Source organism: Tessaracoccus lubricantis, from assembly GCF_039544535.1.
Lineage (GTDB): Bacteria > Actinomycetota > Actinomycetes > Propionibacteriales > Propionibacteriaceae > Arachnia > Arachnia lubricantis.
In genome coordinates, this window is the sequence record NZ_BAABLV010000026.1 from 46,350 (window position 1) to 65,326 (window position 18,977).

Here is an 18,977-nt window from a genome sequence, read left to right on the forward strand (position 1 = left end):
AGTGGCGGGTGGGATACCTTGCTCGGGTGCGATCCTGTTCCCGTACCGCCTGCGTCGCGCCCGCAGTGGCGACCCTGACCTATGTCTACGCAGACTCCACGGCGGTCCTGGGCCCCCTCTCGCTCACCCCGGAGCCGGGCATCTACGACCTGTGCCTGCGGCACGCGGAGCGCACCAGCCCGCCCAACGGCTGGGAGCTCATCCGGATCCCGCTCAACGGCGCTGCGCCCGCCCCGGTGCCGGAGGCCTCCGACGACCTGATGGCGCTGGCGGATGCCGTGCGGGCGATCGGCCTGCGCCACGACGACCCCCCGCCCCGAGTGCCGGACCCGGCCGTCCCCGCCGTCGTCCTGGGCCCGGAGCACGGCCGTGGCGGCCACCTGCGCCTCGTGCCTACGGGCGAGTGAGCACGGTAGTCTGACTGGGTGCTCCACCCTGACATCTTCAAGGCCAACGACATCCGCGGCGTGGTCGTCGGCGACCGGCCCGAATGGGACCTCGACGGGGCGCGTGCCCTCGGCGCGGCGTTCGTCGAGCTGCTGGGGCCGGGCGAGTTCGTCCTCGGCCGCGACATGCGGGTCCTGGGCCGGGAACTCTCCTGGGCCTTCATCGACGGGGCCCGCCGCGCCGGCGCCTCCGTCGTCGACATCGGCCTGAGCTCCACCGACCAGCTGTGGTTCGCGTCGGGCCACCTGGGCCTGCCGGGCGTCCAGTTCACCGCCAGCCACAACCCGGCGCAGTACAACGGCATCAAGTTCTGCCTCGCGGACGCCAAGCCGGTGCCGCCCGACTTCATGGTCAGGCTGCGTGACCTGGCAGCCACCGTCGCGCTGGGCGGCGAGGTACGCGGCGAGGTGCGCGAGCTCGACTGCCTCGACGCCTACGCCGACAAGCTGGGCGACCTCGTGCCGCCCACCGGCGACAGGGAGCTCACCGTCGTGGTCGACGCCGGCAACGGCATGGCCGGGCACACCGCGTTGACCGCCCTGGCAGGGCGGTCCCTGGACATCGTGGGCCTGTACCTGGAGCTCGACGGCTCGTTCCCCAACCACCCCGCCAACCCGTTGGAGCCGGAGAACCTCGTCGACGCGCAGCGCGCCGTCGTCGACAACGGAGCCGACCTGGGCCTGGTCTTCGACGGCGACGCCGACCGCTGCTTCATCGTCGACGAGCAGGGCGACGTGGTGGACCCCTCCGTGATCACCGCGATGATCGCCGTGGCCGAGCTGGCCAAGCACCCCGGCTCCACCATCGTGACCAACACCATCACGTCCTGGGGCGTGGGGGAGGCGGTGGAGGCCGCCGGCGGCACCATCCGGCAGTCGCGCGTGGGGCACACCTACGTCAAGGCGCTGATGGCCGAGACCGGCGCGGTGTTCGGCGGGGAGCACTCCGCGCACTACTACTTCCGCGACTTCTGGTCGGCCGACACCGGCATGCTCGCCGCGCTGCACGTCATCGAGCTGCTGCGCTCGGCGGACCGGCCGCTGTCCCAGCTGGCGGCGGTGCACGACTCCTACCACCGCTCCGGTGAGCTGAATTCCACCGTCGACGACGCCGCGGCCTGCATGGACCGCGTGGCGGCCGCGTTCGAGGGCAGGGGAGGGGCGGACCGGCTCGACGGGCTGACCGTCCGCAACCGCGCCGAGGGCTGGTGGATCAACCTGCGCCCGAGCAACACGGAGCCCCTGCTGAGGCTCAACGTGGAGGCCCGGGAGCGGGCCACGATGGAGGCCCTCCGCGACGAGGTGCTCGCCCTCGTCCGCACCCCCCACGCGGACTAAGCTGAATTCACCCACCGAGGAGGAACCATGGCCGAAACTCTCGAGCTGTCGCCCGAGTTCATGGCGATCGCGGCGTGCCCGGCATGCCACGCGAAGTTCGCCGTCGACTACGACCAGCAGGAGCTGGTGTGCACCAACAACGCCTGCGGGCTGGCGTACCCGGTGCGCGACGGCATCCCGGTGCTGCTGATCGACCAGGCCCGTAGCACGCAGTGAACGGCCCCCAGTTCGACGACTCGCGCCTCGAGGCCGCAGACCTCGAGCAGCACGAGGGGCTCCGCTCACTGGCCATGGCGGGTGCGCGCATCCGCCGCGCCGCGCTGTCGGAGCCGCACGGCCGCCTCGAGCGGGCAGACCGTCCCCGCGGGGTGCTGGCGATGGGCGCCGAGTCGCGCCTGGTGCGCGCCGTGCTCGAACCCGCCTGCCCCGTGCCGTTCATGGCGTGGCCCGGCCCCGGGCTGCCCGCCTGGGTGGGGCCGCTGGACCTGGCCGTGATCCTCGGCACGACGGAGACCCCGGCCTGGGTGGTGCAGTGCGCCGCTGAGGCGAACCGTCGCGGCGCCACGCTGATCGTCGCCGCGCCGGAGGACTCCGAGTTGGCGGAGGTCACGCGCTCGAACTCGACCACGCTCATCCCGCTGGAGGAGAACGACCCGGTGGCTGCCGCCGTCGCCGTGCTGGCGCAGCTGGGTGAACTGGGGCTGGGCCCGTTGGTGCACCCCGAGCACGTCGCGGACGCCGCTGACCTGGTGGCGGAGGCCTGCGCGCCCACCAGCGACCTGTCCGAGAACCCCGGCAAGGAGCTGGCGCTGGCGCTGGCAGACCGGCTGCCGCTCATCTGGGGCGGCACCACGCTGGCCGCCCGCGCGTCGCGCCGCATCGCTGAGGCGGTGCGAAGGGCCTGTGGCCGCCCGGCGTTGGCCGCCGATGCGTCGGAGATCCGCACCCTCCTGATGTCGGCGCCCGTTCGCGACCCGTTCGCAGACCCCTTCGACGGCGACTCCGAGGCCCAGCCCGTACTGGTGCTCCTCGACGACGACAAGCTGCCGGACCGGCTCTCGGGCGTTGCGATGGACCTGGCGGACGTGGCGGAATCGCGCGGCCTGCGCGTGGCCCGGGTCTCCTCAGGCGACGCAGACCTGGCCGCCACGGACGTCGAGCGCTACATCACGCTGCTGCAGAAGGGCCTCTACGGCGCCGCCTACCTGGAGATCGGCCTGGCCGCAGCCGAGTGACCGCGCCGAACCCGGGGGCCTGCGGCCCCGGCGGGGGCGCGACGGATGTCGTCGAAGGCACGTTCTCGCCGTGCTGTGGCTAGGAACGGGGCGCCTGAGCCAGAAGTCAGTGGCCGTCGATAGGGTGACCTCGAGAGTTGAAGACGACCGACGGAGACGGCCCCCCATGGCACCCACCACGAAAGAAGCCCAGCGCGCTGAGTTGCACAAGACCATTTGGCGCATCGCCAACGACCTGCGCGGCAGCGTCGACGGCTGGGACTTCAAGAGCTATGTGCTGGGCATGCTGTTCTACCGCTTCATCTCGGAGAACCTCGCCTCGTACCTCAACGCTTTCGAGCGTGACGCGGGCGTGACCGGATTCGACTACACGGAACTGAGCGACGACGCGGCAGAGTTCGGGCGCGAGGTCACCGTCGCCGAGAAGGGCTTCTACATCCTGCCCTCCGAGCTCTTCGTGAACGTGCGTGCCCGCGCGAAGCACGACGCCAACCTCAACGAGACGCTCGAGCGGGTGTTCACCAACATCGAGGGCTCCGCGCTCGGCACCCCCAGCGAGACCGACCTCAAGGGCCTCTTCGACGACCTCGACGTCAACAGCTCCAAGCTCGGCCCCACCGTCGCCAAGCGCAACGAGAAGCTGGTCAAGCTCCTCGACGCCATCGGCGACCTCCCCTTGGGCAACTTCGAGGACAACACCATCGACCTGTTCGGTGACGCCTACGAGTACCTGATGACCATGTACGCCTCCAGCGCCGGCAAGTCTGGGGGCGAGTTCTACACCCCGCAGGAAGTCTCGGAACTCCTGGCCCGCATCACGGTGGTGGGCAAGTCGTCGGTCAACAAGGTCTACGACCCCGCGGCCGGATCCGGATCGCTGCTGCTGAAGTTCGCCAAGGTGCTCGGCAAGGACAACGTCCACAACGGGTTCTACGGTCAGGAAATCAACCTCACCACCTACAACCTGGCGCGCATCAACATGTTCCTCCACGACATCAACTACGAGAAGTTCGACCTCGCCCACGGCGACACCCTCACCGACCCGGCGCATTGGGACGACGAGCCGTTCGAAGCGATCGTGTCCAACCCGCCCTACTCCATCAGATGGGACGGCGACGCCAACCCCCTCCTGATCAACGACCCGCGCTTCTCGCCCGCCGGGGTGCTGGCACCCAAGTCGAAGGCCGACCTCGCCTTCACAATGCACATCCTCAGCTGGCTGGCGGTCAATGGCACGGCCGCGATCGTCGAGTTCCCCGGAGTCCTCTACCGGGGCGGCGCCGAGCGCAAGATCCGCCAATACCTCGTCGACAACAACTACATCGACACCGTCATCCAACTCCCTCCGGACCTGTTCTTCGGCACCACCATCGCCACCTGCATCATCGTGCTGAAGAAGTCGAAGACCGACAACCAGATCCTGTTCATCGACGCCTCCGCCGAGTTCACCCGCGCCGGGAACAAGAACAAGCTCACCGACCCCCACCAACGGCGCATCCTCGACGCCTTCGCCAACCGCGTCGACGAGGCCCACTACGCCAAGCTCGTCAGCGCCGACGAGATCGCCGCCAACGACTACAACATTGCCGTGTCCTCCTACGTCCAGCAGGAAGACACCCGCGAGGAGATCGACATCAGCGCACTCAACACTGAGATCGCCCGCATCGTCGTCCGGCAGCACGAGCTGCGTACAGCCATCGACGAGATCGTCGCCGACCTGGAGGGGTCACGTTGAGCCAGCTCAGCAGGCTGATCGCCGAGTTGTCCCCGACAGGGGTGGATCACCGCCCCCTCGGCAGCGTCGGCGAGTTCGTTCGGGGCGGGGGGCTGCAGAAGTCCGACCTGCAAGGGTCGGGCCACCCCGCGATCCACTACGGCCAGATCCATACTACTTACGGAGTCTGGACCACGACTACGAAGTCGTTTGTGGCTCCGGATATGGCTGCCCGGCTCCGAAGGGCCAAGCCTGGCGATGTCGTCCTGGCCACAACCAGCGAAGACGACGCGGCCGTTGGGAAGGCCACCGCATGGCTGGGTGAAATGGAGGCGGCCGTGAGCGGTGATGCCTTCATCTTCCGCCACGGCATGGATCCTAAGTTCGTCTCCTATTTTCTTGCGTCAACGAGCTTCCAAGTCCAGAAGCGTCCGTTCATTACGGGAGCCAAGGTTCGGCGTCTTTCGGGGGCAGACCTTGGAAAGATTGTGGTCCCGGTACCCCCGCTTGAGGTGCAGCGTGAGATCGTCCGCATCCTGGATAATTTCACTGAGCTGGAGGCGGAGCTGGAGGCGGAGCTGGAGGCGCGACGGGTTCAATACGCCCATCTCCGTGACGAGTTGTTGATCCGAGGGTCCACTTCCTTTGAACCCTTGGGGACAGTTGGCTCGTTCGTGAGAGGAAGGCGCTTCACCAAGAACGACCGCGTGGACGAGCATGGGATCGGCTCTATCCACTATGGCGAGATCTACACCCATTACGGCGTCTCGGCTGCCGAGGCCAAGACCTCAGTGCGGCCAGAACTGCGTCCTCAACTGAGATTCGCTGGGAAGGGAGACGTCGTGTTCGCAGCGGTGGGTGAGACGGTCGAGGACGTAGGTAAGGCTGTCGCGTGGCTCGGTGATGAGCCTGTAGCCGTCCACGATGACTGCTTCACATTCCGCCACACATTGAACCCCAAGTACGTGTCGTACTGGTCCCAGACCAGCGCGTTCCACGACGCGAAGGCGCAATACGTAGCGCGCGCCAAGGTGAAACGCCTCTCAGGTGAAAACCTCGCGAAGATCCCGATTGCGCTTCGCCCCCTGGACGACCAAGAGCGCATTGTCGAGACGCTGGATGCCTTCGATGCTCTCCTCAATGACCTCAGCATCGGTCTCCCTGCCGAGCTTGCTGCACGCCGTCGACAGTACGAGTACTACCGCGACAAGCTGCTGACCTTCGAGGAGGCGAAGTGATCCCGGACTTCCAGAGCCTGATGCGTCCCGTCCTGAGCCATCTCGACGACGGGCTGATGCGCCGCTCACGCGACGTCAAGGACGCGATGGCAGACGCCTTCCACCTCACAGCTGACGAGCGTGCTGAGATGTTGCCCAGCGGGCGTCAGCGCACGATGGACAACCGCGTCGGCTGGGCGTTGACCTACCTGGCGCAATCGGGTCTGGTGGAGCGTCCGAGTCGTGGCCAGGTTCGGATTACGGAGGCCGGTCGCCGAGCGTTGGCTGAGAACCCCGACCGCATCGACATGAGGGTCCTGGAGAAGTACCCGCAGTACGTCGAGTTCCGCGACCGCACCCGTCAGCCCTCCCAGAGCATCGAGCACCCTACGCCTGCCGCGCGGGCAGCGACTGTGGAGTTGCCAGAGGCGACCCCTGCCGACCTCGTGGAGCAGGCAGTGCGCACGAACCGGGCCGCCGTCGAGGGGGAGGTGTTGTCGGCGGCGTTGGCGCTGTCGCCCACCGGTTTTGAGGAGTTGGTGATCCGTCTACTGGCGGCGATGGGGTACGGGCGTAGCGGTGGCCTGGAGCGCACGAGTGTGACCGGCGATGCGGGTGTCGATGGCATCATCAGCCAAGATCCGCTGGGGCTGGACCGCATCTACGTGCAGGCCAAGCGGTACGCCGTGGACCGACCCATCGATCGCCCGAAGATCCACGAATTCGCTGGCGCCCTGCTGGGCAAGCAAGGCGACCGCGGCGTCTACATCACAACGTCGAGCTTCACGCAGGGCGCGCGACTGGAAGCCGAGCGCATCAACGCCAGGATTGAACTGATCGACGGGCGCCGTCTCGCACAGTTGCTGGTTGCGCATCGTGTCGGCGTGCAAGCGGAGCAGACCGTGAGCCTGTTCCGCCTCGACGAAGACTACTTCGACAGCCTCTAGGAGACCGACGATGATGAAGCACGGACCTGCCACGCACTTCGAGCCGATCGCTGTCAGCTCAGAGAGCACAGTCGTCGCCGAGTACGTGGCGGAGCCCTCCTCGGCGGCGGGTTACCAGTCGGAGGCTGACCTCGAACGCGAACTCATCGCGACCCTCGAGTCGCAGGCCTACGAGCGCCTCCATGTGACCAGCGAGGCCGACCTCATCACGAACCTGCGCCTCCAGCTGGAGGCGCTCAACCAGATCACGTTCTCCGACGACGAATGGCAGCGCTTCTTCACTGAGCAGGTTTCCAGCGCCAACGCGGGGATCGTCGACAAGACCGTCAGCATCCAGGAGGACCACGTCAAGCTGCTGCGTCGCAACGACGGGTCGACGAAGAACGTGCGGCTGATCGACAAGGAGCACATCCACAACAACACACTGCAGGTCCTCAACCAGTACGAGACCGGCACGGGCGAGGGCGGTGGAAACCACGCCACCCGCTACGACGTCACCGTCCTGGTCAACGGCCTGCCGCTCGTGCATGTGGAGCTGAAACGTCGCGGGGTGGACATCCGCGAAGCGTTCAACCAGATCAACCGCTACCAGCGCGTCTCGTTCTGGGCAGGGTCAGGACTGTTCGAGTACGTCCAGCTCTTCGTGATCTCCAACGGCACCCTGACCAAGTACTACTCCAACACCACCCGCCGCCAGCATGTGGCCGAGAGTTCCGGGTCGCGGCGCACCCGCAAGACGTCGAACTCGTTCGAGTTCACCTCATGGTGGGCCGACGCCAACAACCGTCCCATCCAGGACCTGACGGCGTTCGCCAAGACGTTCTTCGCCCGCCACACCCTTCTCAACATCCTCACCCGGTACTGCGTGCTCACCACCGACAGGTTGCTCCTGGTGATGCGGCCCTACCAGATCGTGGCCACCGAGAGGATCCTGGGCAAGATTCAGATCGCCACCAACTACAAGAAGCTCGGCACCCTCGACGCGGGCGGCTACGTGTGGCACACCACCGGCTCGGGCAAGACGCTGACCAGCTTCAAGGCCGCCCAACTCGCCACCCGGATGCCCGGCGTGGAGAAGGTGCTGTTCGTCGTAGACCGCAAGGATCTGGACTACCAGACCATGCGCGAGTACGACCGGTTCCAGAAGGGCGCGGCCAACTCCAACACCTCGACGGCAGTGTTGAAGCGACAGTTGGAGGATCCGTCGGCGCGGATCATCATCACCACCATCCAGAAGCTGGCGACGTTCATCGCGGCGAACAAGGGCCACGAGATCTACACCGGCCACGTGGTGATCATCTTCGACGAGTGCCACCGCTCCCAGTTCGGCGACATGCACACCGCCATCACCCGGGCGTTCAAGCGCTACCACCTCTTCGGGTTCACCGGCACCCCGATCTTCGCTGCCAACTCCGGCACCGGTGGCAACCCCCAGCTCCGGACCACTGAGCAGGCCTTCGGCGAGAAGCTACACACCTACACAGTCGTCGACGCGATCACCGACAAGAACGTGCTGCCGTTCCGCATCGATTACGTCAACACGGTGCAGGTGGGGCAGGTCGTCGACAAGCAGGTATCGGCCATCGACACCGAGCGTGCCCTGCTCGCCCCCGAGCGGATCTCCAAGATCGTGGCCTACACGCTGGAGCACTTCGACCAGAAGACGAAGCGGTCGCAGGCCTACACGCTGGGCGCCAAACGCGTGCGAGGCTTCAACGCGATCTTCGCCACAGCATCGATCGAAGCGGCCCGCCGCTACTACAACCAGTTCCACCTCCAGCAACAGGACCTCCCCTCGGATCAACAGCTGAAGATCGGCCTGATCTACTCCTACGCCGCGAACGAAGCCCTCGACGACAGCGTCCTCGACGAGGAGGGCTTCGACACCTACGGCCTCGACGCGTCGGCGCGCGACTTCCTCGAAGACGCCATCCAAGACTACAACGACCTCTTCGGCACCAGCTTCGACACCTCGGCCCAGCGGTTCGAGAACTACTACAAGGACCTGTCGATGCGGCTGAAGAACCGCGACATCGACCTGGTGATCGTCGTCAACATGTTCCTCACCGGCTTCGACGCCACCACCCTCAACACGCTGTTCGTTGACAAGAACCTGCGCGCCCACGGCCTCATCCAGGCCTACTCCCGCACCAACCGAATCCTCAACTCGGTCAAGACCTACGGCAACATCGTGTCGTTCCGGGACCTGGAGCAGCAGACCAACGACGCCATCGCGCTCTTCGGTAACCGCGACGCCCGCGGCATCGTCCTCCTGAAGCCCTACGCGGACTACCACGCGGAATATTCCGAGAAGGTCACCGAATTGCTGGACCGCTTCCCGTTGCACCAGCAACTGATCGGCGAGGGCGAGGAGAAGGCGTTCATCGGCCTGTTCGGCGCCATCCTCCGCCTGACCAACATCCTGACCGCATTCGACGATTTCGCCGGAGACCAGTTGCTGACCGAGCGGCAGAGCCAGGACTACCGCAGCCGCTACCTCGACCTGCACGCCCAGTACCGCGCGAATGCAGTCGCCGAGCGCGAGGGCATCAACGACGATGTGGTGTTCGAGATCGAGCTCGTCAAGCAGGTGGAGATCAACGTCGACTACATCCTCATGCTGGTCGAGCAGTACCGGCAGCAACGAGGCGACGGCGACGACAAGGAACTGCGCGCAACCATCACCCGCGCCGTCGACGCGTCCCCGTCCCTGCGCAGCAAGAAGGACCTCATCGAGGAGTTCGTGGATTCCGTGTCATCCCACGGCGACCTCGATTCCGAATGGCAGGCGTACATTCACCGGCGTCGGGAGGAGGAACTCCAGACGATCATCGACGACGAACGACTCAAGCCCGCCGAGACCCGGGAGTACGTCCGGCACGCCTTGGTCGATGGGACGCTTCAGACCAGCGGTACGTCGATCACACGCATCCTCCCGCCGGCCTCGCGATTCGCCCCGGATGGTGGTCACCACGCCGCAAGGAAGGCGCGGGTGCTCGCTCGCCTGGGCAGCTTCCTGGAACGCTTCCTCGGCCTGAGTTGAACCCTGCCGCCCTTCGCGGATGCAACTTCCCGATACCCTCAATGCATGCGCAAGGTCCTCGTCCTCAACGGCCCCAACCTGGGTCGGCTCGGTACCCGTCAGCCGGAGATCTACGGCGGCGTCACGTACGCCGGGCTCGCCGGGCACCTCGTCGAGACCGGTCGCGGCATGGGCCTCGACGTCGACGTACGTCAGACGGAGCACGAGGGCCAGATGATCGAGTGGCTGCACGAGGCCGCCGACGGTGGGGTCCCCGTCGTCCTCAACGCCGGCGCCTGGACGCACTACTCCTACGCCGTCGCGGACGCGGCCGCGCTCACCACCTACGTGGAGGTGCACATCTCCAACGTGCACGCCCGCGAGGAGTTCCGCCAGCACAGCGTGCTGTCGGCCAAGGCGGCCGGCATCATCATCGGTTGTGGCGTGGGCGGTTACGACCTGGCGCTCGCGCACGTGGCCTCGCTGACGGACTGAGGGAATCAGGCGTGGCCGGGTAGAGTGTGCCGCGTGGATTTTCGTGTAGCTGACCTGTCCCTGGCCGACTTCGGCCGCAAGGAGATCACCCTCGCCGAGCATGAGATGCCCGGCCTCATGGCCATGCGGCAGCGCTTCGGTGACTCCAAGCCGCTGAAGGGCGCCCGGATCGCCGGTTCGCTGCACATGACCGTCCAGACGGCCGTCCTGATCGAGACGCTCGTGGCGCTGGGCGCCGACGTCCGGTGGGCCTCGTGCAACATCTTCTCCACCCAGGACCACGCCGCCGCGGCGATCGCCGTCGGCCCCCACGGCACCCCGGAGGACCCGCAGGGCGTCCCGGTGTTCGCGTGGAAGGGCGAGACGCTGGAGGAGTACTGGTGGTGCACCCGCCAGATCCTCGACTGGCCCGACGGGCAGCACCCCAACATGATCCTCGACGACGGTGGCGACGCCACGCTGCTCGTCCACCAGGGCGTCGCGGCACAGCGCGCGGGCGAGGCCCCGGCCGACGCCGACGACGACTCGCACGAGTTCCGCGTCGTGAAGCAGACGCTGCGCGACGCCTTCGGCAAGGTCGACTGGGAGGCCATGGCCGCGTCGATCCAGGGCGTGACGGAGGAGACCACCACCGGCGTGCACCGCCTGTACGAGATGTCGAAGCACGGCACGCTGCTGTTCCCGGCCATCAACGTCAACGACTCGGTGACCAAGTCGAAGTTCGACAACAAGTACGGCTGCCGCCACTCGCTCATCGACGGAATCAACCGCGCCACCGACGTGCTGATCGGCGGCAAGGTCGCCGTCGTGTGCGGCTACGGCGACGTCGGCAAGGGCTGCGCGGAGTCGCTGCGCGGACAAGGCGCCCGCGTGATCGTGACCGAGGTGGACCCCATCTGCGCGCTGCAGGCCGCGATGGACGGCTACCAGGTCACCACGCTCGACGACGTCGTGGCCACCGCCGACATCTTCGTCACCGCCACCGGGTGCCTCAACGTCATCTCGCACGAGCAGATGGCCAGGATGAAGCACCAGGCCATCGTCGGCAACATCGGCCACTTCGACAACGAGATCGACATGGCCGGCCTCGAGCAGCGCACGGACGTCACCAGGATCGAGATCAAGCCGCAGGTGCACGAGTGGCGCTTCGACGACGGCCACTCCATCATCGTGCTGTCCGAGGGGCGCCTGCTGAACCTGGGCAACGCCACCGGGCACCCGTCGTTCGTGATGAGCAACTCGTTCACCAACCAGGTGCTGGCGCAGATCGAGCTGTTCACCAAGCACTCCGAGTACCCGGTGGGCGTCTACGTGCTGCCGAAGCACCTGGACGAGGAGGTCGCCCGGCTGCACCTCGCGTCGCTGGGCGTGAAGCTCACCGAGCTGAGCGCCAAGCAGGCTGAGTACCTGGGCGTGCCCGTCGAGGGCCCGTTCAAGTCGGAGCACTACCGCTACTGACGCGCGGCCCCCGGGGTGGGTCATCACCGAGGGCCGTCACCTGGCTGCGGTGGGCCTCACTCCCGGGGCTTCAGGGTTTCCCAGATCTCCTTGCACTCCGGGCACACCGGGAACTTGTCGGGGTTCTTGGTGGGCACCCACACCTTGCCGCACAGGGCGACGACGGGCGTGCCGGTCACCATGGCCTTCATCAGCTTGTCCTTGGGCACGTAGTGCGAGAAGCGGTCCTGGTCGCCGTCCTCGAACAGCTCCGTGCGCTCGTCAACAACTGTCTGGGATCCGGGGGCCAGTTCACTCATGCGCCCGATTCTACGTCGGGGCGCTGATGGTCGTGCGGCACAATGGGCCCCGGCCAAGGAGGTTTTCATGACGCACGGACGGCGGGCGCTGATCGTGGGGATCATGCTGAGCGTCTTCGCGGTCGCCTTCCAGGCCATCGGGATCGCGACGGCGTTGCCCACCGTGATGCGCGACCTCGACGCGGTCGCGCTCTACCCCTGGGCCTTCACCACGTTCGTCTCCGGCATGTTGCTGGCGGTCATCGTCGCCGGCCGGGTCACCGACGTGCGCGGGCCGTCGCTGCCCATCCACGTGGGCTTCGCGCTGTTCGGCCTGGGCCTGGTCATGGGCTGGCTCGCGCCGTCGGTGTGGGTGCTGCTCGTGGCCCGCGTGGTGCAGGGCCTGGGCGCCGGTGCGCTGAACCTGACGTTGATGGTCATCGTGGCGCACGGCTTCCGCGCGGAGGAACGGCCCAGGGTGATGGCGCTCGTGTCGTTCTGCTGGCTGCTGCCCGCCTTCGTCGGCCCGCCCGTGGCGGCGTGGCTGACGCTGTCCAGTTGGCGGCTGGTGTTCGCGGTGATGGTGCCGCTGATGGTGCTCGCGTTCGCGATGACCCTGCCGGGGCTGCGCCGCGTCCAGGCGGGGTTCCAGGGCGACGGTGACGTGCCGCCGGTGCCCGTCGCGGCGACGCTCGCGGTGACGCTGGCGCCGTCGTTCATCCTGCTGGCCGGTCAGCCGCTGGGGCCCTGGCGCTGGGTGTCGGCGGCCGCCGGGGCGGCCGCGCTGGCGTGGGGGTTGCGGCGCATCATCGCCCCCAGGGCACGGGGCATCGGGCCGGGCATCCCGAGCATCGTCGCGTCCCGGGCCCTGCAGGCCGGTGCCTTCTTCGCGGCGGAGACCATCGTCCTAGTCACGCTGCAGGACCTTCGCGGCTACACGCCGTTCCAGGTGGGATTGGCGCTGACCGTCGGCAGCCTGGGGTGGACCACCGGCTCCTGGGTGCAGGCGCAGCGCTGGATGCCGCTCGGTCGTGACGCGTTCATCACGCTCGGTGCAGTGTTGTCGTCCGTCGGCATCGCCACCCTGGCGGCCTTCGCGTGGTTCCCGCAGTTGCCGCTCGTGGCCGGCCTGGCTGGCTGGGTGGTCGCCGGGCTGGGGATGGGCCTGACCATGCCCAGCAGTTCGGTGGCGGTGATGGGGCTGTCGTCGCAGTTCGAGCAGGGGCGGCACCAGTCGTCGCTGCAGGTGGCCGAGTCAGTGGGCAACTCCGTGGTCACCGCGCTGGCCGGCGGGATCTACACGGCGCTGCTGTTCGTCGAGCCGCAGAAGCTGAGCTATGCGATGTCGCTGGCCGCCGTGCTGCTGCTGGCCGTCCTCGCCGTCGGGGTCAGCAGGCGGATCGGCCACCTCCCGAACGAGCTGCACGCTCAGCGCGTCAGCACGTAGACCGTCAGCCAGATCGTCAGCGCCAGCAGGAGCAGCGCCGAGCCGGTGACCCACACGTAGAACCAGGGGGAGTGCGTCTCCGTCGACTTCTTCGGCGCGTAGCGGCCGCGGCCGATGTAGTTGTCGAGCATCGAAACCGGGGTCTCGCTGCGCGAGGGGAGGCTGCCGCCGCCCTGCCGCCCGCCGCTGATGAGCACGCCGATGGGCTGCGGCGCTGCGGGCAGCTGGCCGATGGCCGCGCTCGCCGTCGAGGTGATGGGGCGCGGCTGGTAGGACTCGCCGCCCGGCAACTGGTCCGCCAGGCGGTCGAGGACCTCGGCGAACTGGGCGGCCGTCTGGGGTCGGCGGTTGGGGTCTGGGGAGAGCGCCGACGCCATCAGCTGGTCCAGCAGCTCCGGCGCCCCGATCTGGTCCGCGATGGGCGCGGGGCCGATGCTGTGGTTGCGGCTCAGCAGCTCCGCCAGGGTCTTGACGGGGAACGGCGGCCGGCCCGTCAGGAGGGCGTAGGTGACGCAGGCGAGCGAGTAGATGTCGGAGCGCTGGTCCAACTGGGTGGAGTTCGCCTGCTCGAGCGCCATGTAGGCGGGGGTGCCGGCGGTCATGGTGTCGCGGTACTCGTCGAGCAGCGACTTCGCCACCCCGAGGTCTGCCAGCATGACGCGCACGCCGGTGGGGGAGTTCGTGAGCAGGATGTTGCCGGGCGTGATGTCGCGGTGCACCAACTGGTTGCGGTGCAGCACCTCGAGCGCGCGGGCGGCCTCGGCGCACAGCCGCAGCGCCAGGCCGGGGGCCACCATGCGCTTGCGCAGCTGCTCCAGGGAGCCCCCGTTGGCGAGGTCCATGACGAAGTAGGGCTGGCCACGGTCCGTGGTGCCGATGTCGTAGACGCGCACGATGCGCTCGTCGGAGAGGCGACGCAGCAGGCGGGCCTCAGCCAGGAAGCGGGCGCGCACGTCGTCGTTGGTGGCCCAGTTGTCCGCCAGCACCTTGACCGCCACCGGCACGTCGAGGGTGTCGTCCTGGCCTCGGTAGACCGTCGCGAAGGACCCGGACCCGATACGTCCGGTGATCCTGTAGCGCCCGATCATCTCCATTGCGTTACGCATTCTCCCCCATAACCGCACGAACCGGGAAGTCTCCTGATCTCTGGCATCCTTGGGACCATGACGAACTCGCCGCAGCAGCCGCCCGCTGGTTGGTACCCCGATCCCGCAGGAAGCGGGGGTGAGAGGTTCTGGGACGGTGTCGCCTGGTCGCAGTCGACACGGGACAAGGCGGCCCCCGAGGCCCCCGCGGGTGCATCCCCCTCCTCCGCCCCCGACGCGGGCTTCGCCGCGCCGCAGTCCTACGCCAGCCCGCCGTCGGGGCACGGCTACGCGCAGTCGCAGCAGCAGTACAGCCAGCAGCCGTACGGCGAGCAGCCGGGCTACGGGCAGCAGCCCTACCAGCAGTACGGGCAGCAGCCCTACGGCCAGCAGCAGTACGGCATGCAGGCCTACCCCGGCTACGGCGCGCAGCAGCTCCCACGCCCGGCGGGTTTCTGGTGGCGGTTCCTGGGCTACGTCATCGACGGTTTCGTCATCATGATCCCCAACTGGCTGATCGGCATGATGACCGGTGTCACCGACCGTGCGAGCGGGGCACTCGAGCAGTGGTTCCGCGATCTCCTGATCTGGTCGGAGAGCCAGACGGCCGCCCCGCCGGAGCTGCCCCCCGCGTTCGACGACGCGATCGTGCAGTTGTCGATCATCCAGGTCATCGTGTGGATCGTGTACCGCATCCTCATGTACGCGTGGAAGAGCGCCACCGTCGGCCAGCTGGCCATCGGCGCGCGCACCGTGCCCGCGTCGAACCCCGACGAGAAGCTCGGCTGGGGGCAGATCATCCTGCGCTCGATCGCCTCGCCCGTGCTGTATGCCCTGTCGCTCGTGGGCATCATCAACGGCCTGTTCGCCGCCTTCACGCCGCGCAAGCAGACCATCGCCGACTACGTGGCGCGCACCGTGGTCCTGAAGGTTCGTTAGGCTCGTGCCGGTGAGCGACGTGTACCCCGGGCTGGCGCGGCTGGCAGAGCGATTCGGCATCGCCCAGGAGTTCTGGGACTGGAAGGGCCGCCACCAGGCCATTCCGGCCGAGACCATCATCCGGGTGCTGAAGGCCTTCGAGATCGACGCCGCCACGCCCGAGGCTGCGGATGCGGCGCTCGTGCGCCTGGACGACGAGCTGTGGCGCCGCCCGCTGCCTGCGTGCACCGTCGTGGAGGAGGGCCAGGGCGTCCACGTCGACGTGCACGTGCCCTCCGGCACGTCCGTGGAGGTCTACGTGCGGCTGGAGTCGGGCGAGACCCGGCCCGCGTGGCAGGCGGAGAACAGCACGCCTGACCGCTGGGTCGACGGCGCCCCCATCGGTGAGGCCACGTTCTGGCTGGGCGACGACCTGCCCACCGGCTACCACCAGGTGGTCGCGCGCACCGTCGCGGGCACCCACCACGCCTCGCTCATCGTGACGCCCGGCTTCGTCGGCTTCCCCAACCGGATGCGCGGCGAGCGGATCTGGGGCTACGGCACGCAGCTGTACTCGGTGACGTCGGAGCGTTCCTGGGGCATCGGCGACCTGGGTGACCTGGCAGACCTCATCACCTGGTCAGGCACCCGGCAGTTCGCCGGCTACGTCCTGATCAACCCGCTGCACGCGGCCGAGCCCGCGCCGCCCATCGAGCCGTCGCCCTACCTGCCCGCCAGCCGCCGGTTCATCAACCCCATCTACATCCACCCGGAATCCGTGCCGGAGTACGCCACCCTGGGCAAGGACGAGCGCAAGCAGGTCAAGGCCCTCCTCCGGGAGGCGCAGGCCGCCGCCGACGCGTCCGGGATCGTGGACCGCAACGCCATCTGGCCGCTCAAGCTGCAGGCCCTGCGCCTCATCCACGCCGCAGGCATGCGGCCGGCGCGGCACATCGCCTACCAGGACTTCCGCAGCCGTGAGGGCGTGGGCCTGCGGTTCTTCGCGCTGTGGAGCGCGTTGACGCTCGAGCTGGGGCAGTACTGGCTCGACTGGCCCGAGGAGTACCGCTCGCCGACGTCCCCGGCCGTCGCCGAGTTCGCCGAGGCGCACGCGGCGGAGGTGGACTTCTTCGAATGGCTGCAGTGGGTGGCCCAGTCGCAGGTCTCGGCCGCGCAGACGGTGGCCGAGGAGGTCGGCATGCCGGTGGGCATCGTCACCGACCTCGCCGTCGGGGTGCACCGCTACGGTGCCGAGACGTGGATGATGCCCGACGTCTTCGCGCAGGGCATGAGCGTCGGTGCCCCGCCAGACCAGTACAACCAGTCCGGCCAGGACTGGGGACAGCCCCCGTGGCGGCCGGACAAGCTGCAGGAACTGGCCTACGAACCGTTCCGCGCGATGGTCTCCGCGGCGCTGCGACGCGTCGGCGGCCTCCGCGTGGACCACATCATCGGCATGTTCCGGCTGTGGTGGGTGCCCCAGGGCCTCGGGCCGACGGCGGGCACCTACGTGCGCAACAACCACGAGGCCATGATCGGCATCCTCGCGCTGGAGGCACAGCGCGCCCAAGCCCTCGTCGTCGGCGAGGACCTCGGCACGGTGGAGCCCTGGGTGCGCGACTACCTGTCGCGGCGCGGGCTGCTCGGCACCTCAGTGCTGTGGTTCGAGTCCGGCATGCAGGGCGAACCCCTCGACGCGCAGTGGTGGCGCGAGTACTGCATGGCCTCGGTCACCACGCACGACCTGCCGCCGACGCTCGGGTACCTCGCAGGCGACCACGTGCGGCTCCGCCACGACCTGGGGCTGCTCACCGAGCCGCTGGAATCCGAACTGGCCTCGGCTCAGCGGGAACAGGCCGACTGGCTGGGCAAGCTGGTCGCCGACGGGCTGCTGGACCCCGCCCACGCCGACGACCCCGTCGAGGTGATGCTGGCGCTGCACAAGTTCCTGCTGCGGACGCCGTCGAAGGTGCTGCTCGCAGGCTTGACCGACGCAGTGGGGGAGCGCAGGGCGCAGAACCAGCCCGGCACCGTGAACGAGTACCCGAACTGGCGCGTGCCGCTGGGTGACCAGACCGGTCGACGGCTGGACCTCGCCGAGATCTTCCAGGCCGAGCTGCCCCGTCGGCTGGCGGCCGTGATGAACGGCTTCGACAGCCAGCCGGACTCGAGGTGGGCATGAGCTTCCTCGACTCGTTGAAGATCTACCGCGAGCAGGTCGAGCCCGTGCTGGAACCGGGGGAGAGCGCCGTGGCGGCCACCCAGGTGTCGTACTTCGAAGGCCGCGAGATCACCGGGACGGAGGACAACGTCGTCACGTTCGACGTCATCGACGGGCTGACGGTGCCGAAGTGGAACCGGGCGGCCGAGTCGCTGATCAGTGGCGTCACGCTCCTGGGCTCGCCGGTGTCGACGGCGGCCGAGGCCGTGCGGGCCTTCCGGCGAGGCAACCACCTGGTGCTGACGGACCGGCGGTTGCTCGCCCTGGACATCGGGGTCGACGAGGCGACCCTCACGGGAGCGTGGCCGTTGGCCGCCCTGGCCGAGATCCGGCACGACCCGCGGCTGGGGCAGCACGGGCGCATTCGGGTCACGATGACCGACGGCTCGCTCCTGCGCCTGGTGGCCGGCCTCGTGTTCTGGGGTGCCGCGAAGAAGCTCGCCGCCGACTGGCGGGGGCTCGTGGGGCTGCCGAACTAGCCCAGCCTGCGCAGCAGTTCCTCCAACTGGTCGTCGACGGCGGCCAGCCGGCCCTCGAGGGCGGTCATGTCTGCCTCGAAGTGGGCCATGAGCTTGTCGAACTTCTCGTTGAGCGGTTCCGCACCGTCACGCCCCACCTGCGAGGCGGCCAGGGCGCGGTTCGCGGCGACGGGCACCTGCCCGAGCGACTCCGCAGCCAGGTCCTGCACGTACACGGCGGTCACCCGGCGAGTCCGCGCATCGACCGCGATGACGACGCGGCCGTCGTCGGAGGCGCCCTCGAACGTGCGCATCAACTCTGCCGCGGGCCGGTACTCCTCGGAGGTGAGGGAACCGTCCGCCATCGCTGCCTTCAGCTGCGGCGAGAGCAGGGACCCGGACATGATGCGTGCCTCGATGTCGCGTTCGGCTCGGGCGAGCGCGTCGTTGAGTGCCTCGGTGAGGGCGGTGCCGGCCTGGGCGGGCCGCTCCACGGGGCCGGGGTCCGCCGAGAGCACCGTCAGCCCGCCGTCGACCACGGCAGTGGCAGCGCCCAGCGTGTCATGACCCGTGTAGCGGGCCTCCGCCAACGCCATCAGTTCGCGCAGCTGCGGGGTGTCGAGTGCCTCGTGGGGGAAATCCATGGCATGCATTCAAGCACGGGTGGGGGTGAACCGGCTCGTGCCGTAAGTTGTGCC

The 18,977-nt window shown here is 68.2% G+C and carries 17 protein-coding genes; 14 read left to right on the top strand and 3 right to left on the bottom strand.

The features are described from left to right. The first annotated feature begins 26 nt into the window (after positions 1 to 26). The 10 genes from ABEA30_RS08240 (at position 27) to ahcY (ending at position 11,872) form a co-directional block, all read left to right on the top strand. A complete protein-coding gene (locus tag ABEA30_RS08240) occupies positions 27 to 407 on the top strand; it encodes a DUF3499 domain-containing protein (RefSeq protein ID WP_345581754.1) in 381 nt (126 codons plus the stop codon). Between the two features lie 18 nt (positions 408 to 425). Continuing rightward, on the top strand, positions 426 to 1,784 hold the full coding sequence (locus ABEA30_RS08245) for a phosphohexomutase domain-containing protein (RefSeq protein ID WP_345581756.1): 1,359 nt from the start codon (positions 426 to 428) through the stop codon (positions 1,782 to 1,784). 27 nt (positions 1,785 to 1,811) lie between these two features. Beyond that, the gene (locus ABEA30_RS08250) at positions 1,812 to 2,000 is read left to right on the top strand and encodes a Trm112 family protein (protein WP_345581758.1); all 189 of its coding nucleotides are present in this window, start codon (positions 1,812 to 1,814) and stop codon (positions 1,998 to 2,000) included. Beyond that, complete coding sequence (locus ABEA30_RS08255; protein ID WP_345581760.1) at positions 1,997 to 3,019, top strand: hypothetical protein; 1,023 nt, start codon at positions 1,997 to 1,999, stop codon at positions 3,017 to 3,019. Before ABEA30_RS08250 ends, ABEA30_RS08255 begins: the two co-directional genes overlap by 4 nt. Before the next feature lie 166 nt (positions 3,020 to 3,185). Then, positions 3,186 to 4,754 carry a type I restriction-modification system subunit M gene (locus ABEA30_RS08260; protein WP_345581762.1) on the top strand — a complete coding sequence of 523 codons (1,569 nt, stop codon included), beginning with the start codon at positions 3,186 to 3,188 and terminating at the stop codon, positions 4,752 to 4,754. Continuing rightward, a complete protein-coding gene (locus ABEA30_RS08265; protein WP_345581764.1) occupies positions 4,751 to 5,971 on the top strand; it encodes a restriction endonuclease subunit S in 1,221 nt (406 codons plus the stop codon). Before ABEA30_RS08260 ends, ABEA30_RS08265 begins: the two co-directional genes overlap by 4 nt. Beyond that, the gene (locus ABEA30_RS08270) at positions 5,968 to 6,897 is read left to right on the top strand and encodes a restriction endonuclease (protein ID WP_345581766.1); all 930 of its coding nucleotides are present in this window, start codon (positions 5,968 to 5,970) and stop codon (positions 6,895 to 6,897) included. The genes ABEA30_RS08265 and ABEA30_RS08270 overlap by 4 nt, the downstream gene beginning before the upstream one ends. Positions 6,898 to 6,907: 10 nt before the next feature. Further along, entirely contained in the window at positions 6,908 to 9,940 is a 3,033-nt protein-coding gene (locus ABEA30_RS08275) for a type I restriction endonuclease subunit R (protein ID WP_345581768.1), read from the top strand. A gap of 45 nt (positions 9,941 to 9,985) precedes the next feature. Continuing rightward, entirely contained in the window at positions 9,986 to 10,414 is a 429-nt protein-coding gene (locus ABEA30_RS08280; protein ID WP_345581770.1) for a type II 3-dehydroquinate dehydratase, read from the top strand. Positions 10,415 to 10,447: 33 nt separating this feature from the next. Beyond that, on the top strand, positions 10,448 to 11,872 hold the full coding sequence (ahcY, locus tag ABEA30_RS08285) for an adenosylhomocysteinase (protein WP_345581772.1): 1,425 nt from the start codon (positions 10,448 to 10,450) through the stop codon (positions 11,870 to 11,872). 56 nt (positions 11,873 to 11,928) lie between these two features. Here ahcY and ABEA30_RS08290 read toward each other — a convergent pair whose 3' ends face one another. Beyond that, the gene (locus ABEA30_RS08290) at positions 11,929 to 12,171 is read right to left on the bottom strand and encodes a DUF3039 domain-containing protein (RefSeq protein ID WP_345581774.1); all 243 of its coding nucleotides are present in this window, start codon (positions 12,169 to 12,171) and stop codon (positions 11,929 to 11,931) included. Positions 12,172 to 12,238: 67 nt separating this feature from the next. Here ABEA30_RS08290 and ABEA30_RS08295 point away from each other — a divergent pair, with 67 nt between their 5' ends. After that, complete coding sequence (locus tag ABEA30_RS08295) at positions 12,239 to 13,597, top strand: MFS transporter (protein WP_345581776.1); 1,359 nt, start codon at positions 12,239 to 12,241, stop codon at positions 13,595 to 13,597. Here the strand turns inward: ABEA30_RS08295 and ABEA30_RS08300 are convergent. Further along, positions 13,579 to 14,703 carry a serine/threonine-protein kinase gene (locus ABEA30_RS08300; protein WP_345581778.1) on the bottom strand — a complete coding sequence of 375 codons (1,125 nt, stop codon included), beginning with the start codon at positions 14,701 to 14,703 and terminating at the stop codon, positions 13,579 to 13,581. The two genes, ABEA30_RS08295 and ABEA30_RS08300, sit on opposite strands and share 19 nt — an antisense overlap. 57 nt (positions 14,704 to 14,760) lie before the next feature. Here ABEA30_RS08300 and ABEA30_RS08305 point away from each other — a divergent pair, with 57 nt between their 5' ends. From ABEA30_RS08305 to ABEA30_RS08315, 3 genes are read left to right on the top strand one after another with little or no spacing between them, the layout of a single operon-like run. Further along, a complete protein-coding gene (locus ABEA30_RS08305; RefSeq protein WP_345581780.1) occupies positions 14,761 to 15,621 on the top strand; it encodes an RDD family protein in 861 nt (286 codons plus the stop codon). A gap of 10 nt (positions 15,622 to 15,631) precedes the next feature. After that, positions 15,632 to 17,782: a 4-alpha-glucanotransferase gene (gene malQ / locus ABEA30_RS08310; protein ID WP_345581782.1), complete on the top strand. Its 2,151-nt coding sequence runs from the start codon at positions 15,632 to 15,634 to the stop codon at positions 17,780 to 17,782. Beyond that, the gene (locus tag ABEA30_RS08315) at positions 17,779 to 18,300 is read left to right on the top strand and encodes a hypothetical protein (RefSeq protein ID WP_345581784.1); all 522 of its coding nucleotides are present in this window, start codon (positions 17,779 to 17,781) and stop codon (positions 18,298 to 18,300) included. The genes malQ and ABEA30_RS08315 overlap by 4 nt, the downstream gene beginning before the upstream one ends. Here ABEA30_RS08315 and ABEA30_RS08320 read toward each other — a convergent pair. Next, positions 18,297 to 18,923 (bottom strand): hypothetical protein, encoded by a 627-nt coding sequence (locus ABEA30_RS08320; RefSeq protein WP_345581786.1) that lies wholly within the window; start codon positions 18,921 to 18,923, stop codon positions 18,297 to 18,299. The two genes, ABEA30_RS08315 and ABEA30_RS08320, sit on opposite strands and share 4 nt — an antisense overlap. Positions 18,924 to 18,977: the final 54 nt, after the last annotated feature.

What these genes read in the sequence shown, in the direction of transcription:
- ABEA30_RS08250 (WP_345581758.1), top strand. Translation starts at nt 1,812, where the DNA reads ATGGCCGAAACTCTCGAGCTGTCGCCCGAGTTCATGGCGATCGCGGCG.
- ABEA30_RS08320 (WP_345581786.1), bottom strand. Translation starts at nt 18,923, where the DNA reads ATGGATTTCCCCCACGAGGCACTCGACACCCCGCAGCTGCGCGAACTG.
- ABEA30_RS08290 (WP_345581774.1), bottom strand. Translation starts at nt 12,171, where the DNA reads ATGAGTGAACTGGCCCCCGGATCCCAGACAGTTGTTGACGAGCGCACG.
- ABEA30_RS08315 (WP_345581784.1), top strand. Translation starts at nt 17,779, where the DNA reads ATGAGCTTCCTCGACTCGTTGAAGATCTACCGCGAGCAGGTCGAGCCC.
- ABEA30_RS08300 (WP_345581778.1), bottom strand. Translation starts at nt 14,703, where the DNA reads ATGCGTAACGCAATGGAGATGATCGGGCGCTACAGGATCACCGGACGT.
- ABEA30_RS08260 (WP_345581762.1), top strand. Translation starts at nt 3,186, where the DNA reads ATGGCACCCACCACGAAAGAAGCCCAGCGCGCTGAGTTGCACAAGACC.
- ABEA30_RS08275 (WP_345581768.1), top strand. Translation starts at nt 6,908, where the DNA reads ATGATGAAGCACGGACCTGCCACGCACTTCGAGCCGATCGCTGTCAGC.
- ABEA30_RS08305 (WP_345581780.1), top strand. Translation starts at nt 14,761, where the DNA reads ATGACGAACTCGCCGCAGCAGCCGCCCGCTGGTTGGTACCCCGATCCC.
- ABEA30_RS08295 (WP_345581776.1), top strand. Translation starts at nt 12,239, where the DNA reads ATGACGCACGGACGGCGGGCGCTGATCGTGGGGATCATGCTGAGCGTC.
- ABEA30_RS08280 (WP_345581770.1), top strand. Translation starts at nt 9,986, where the DNA reads ATGCGCAAGGTCCTCGTCCTCAACGGCCCCAACCTGGGTCGGCTCGGT.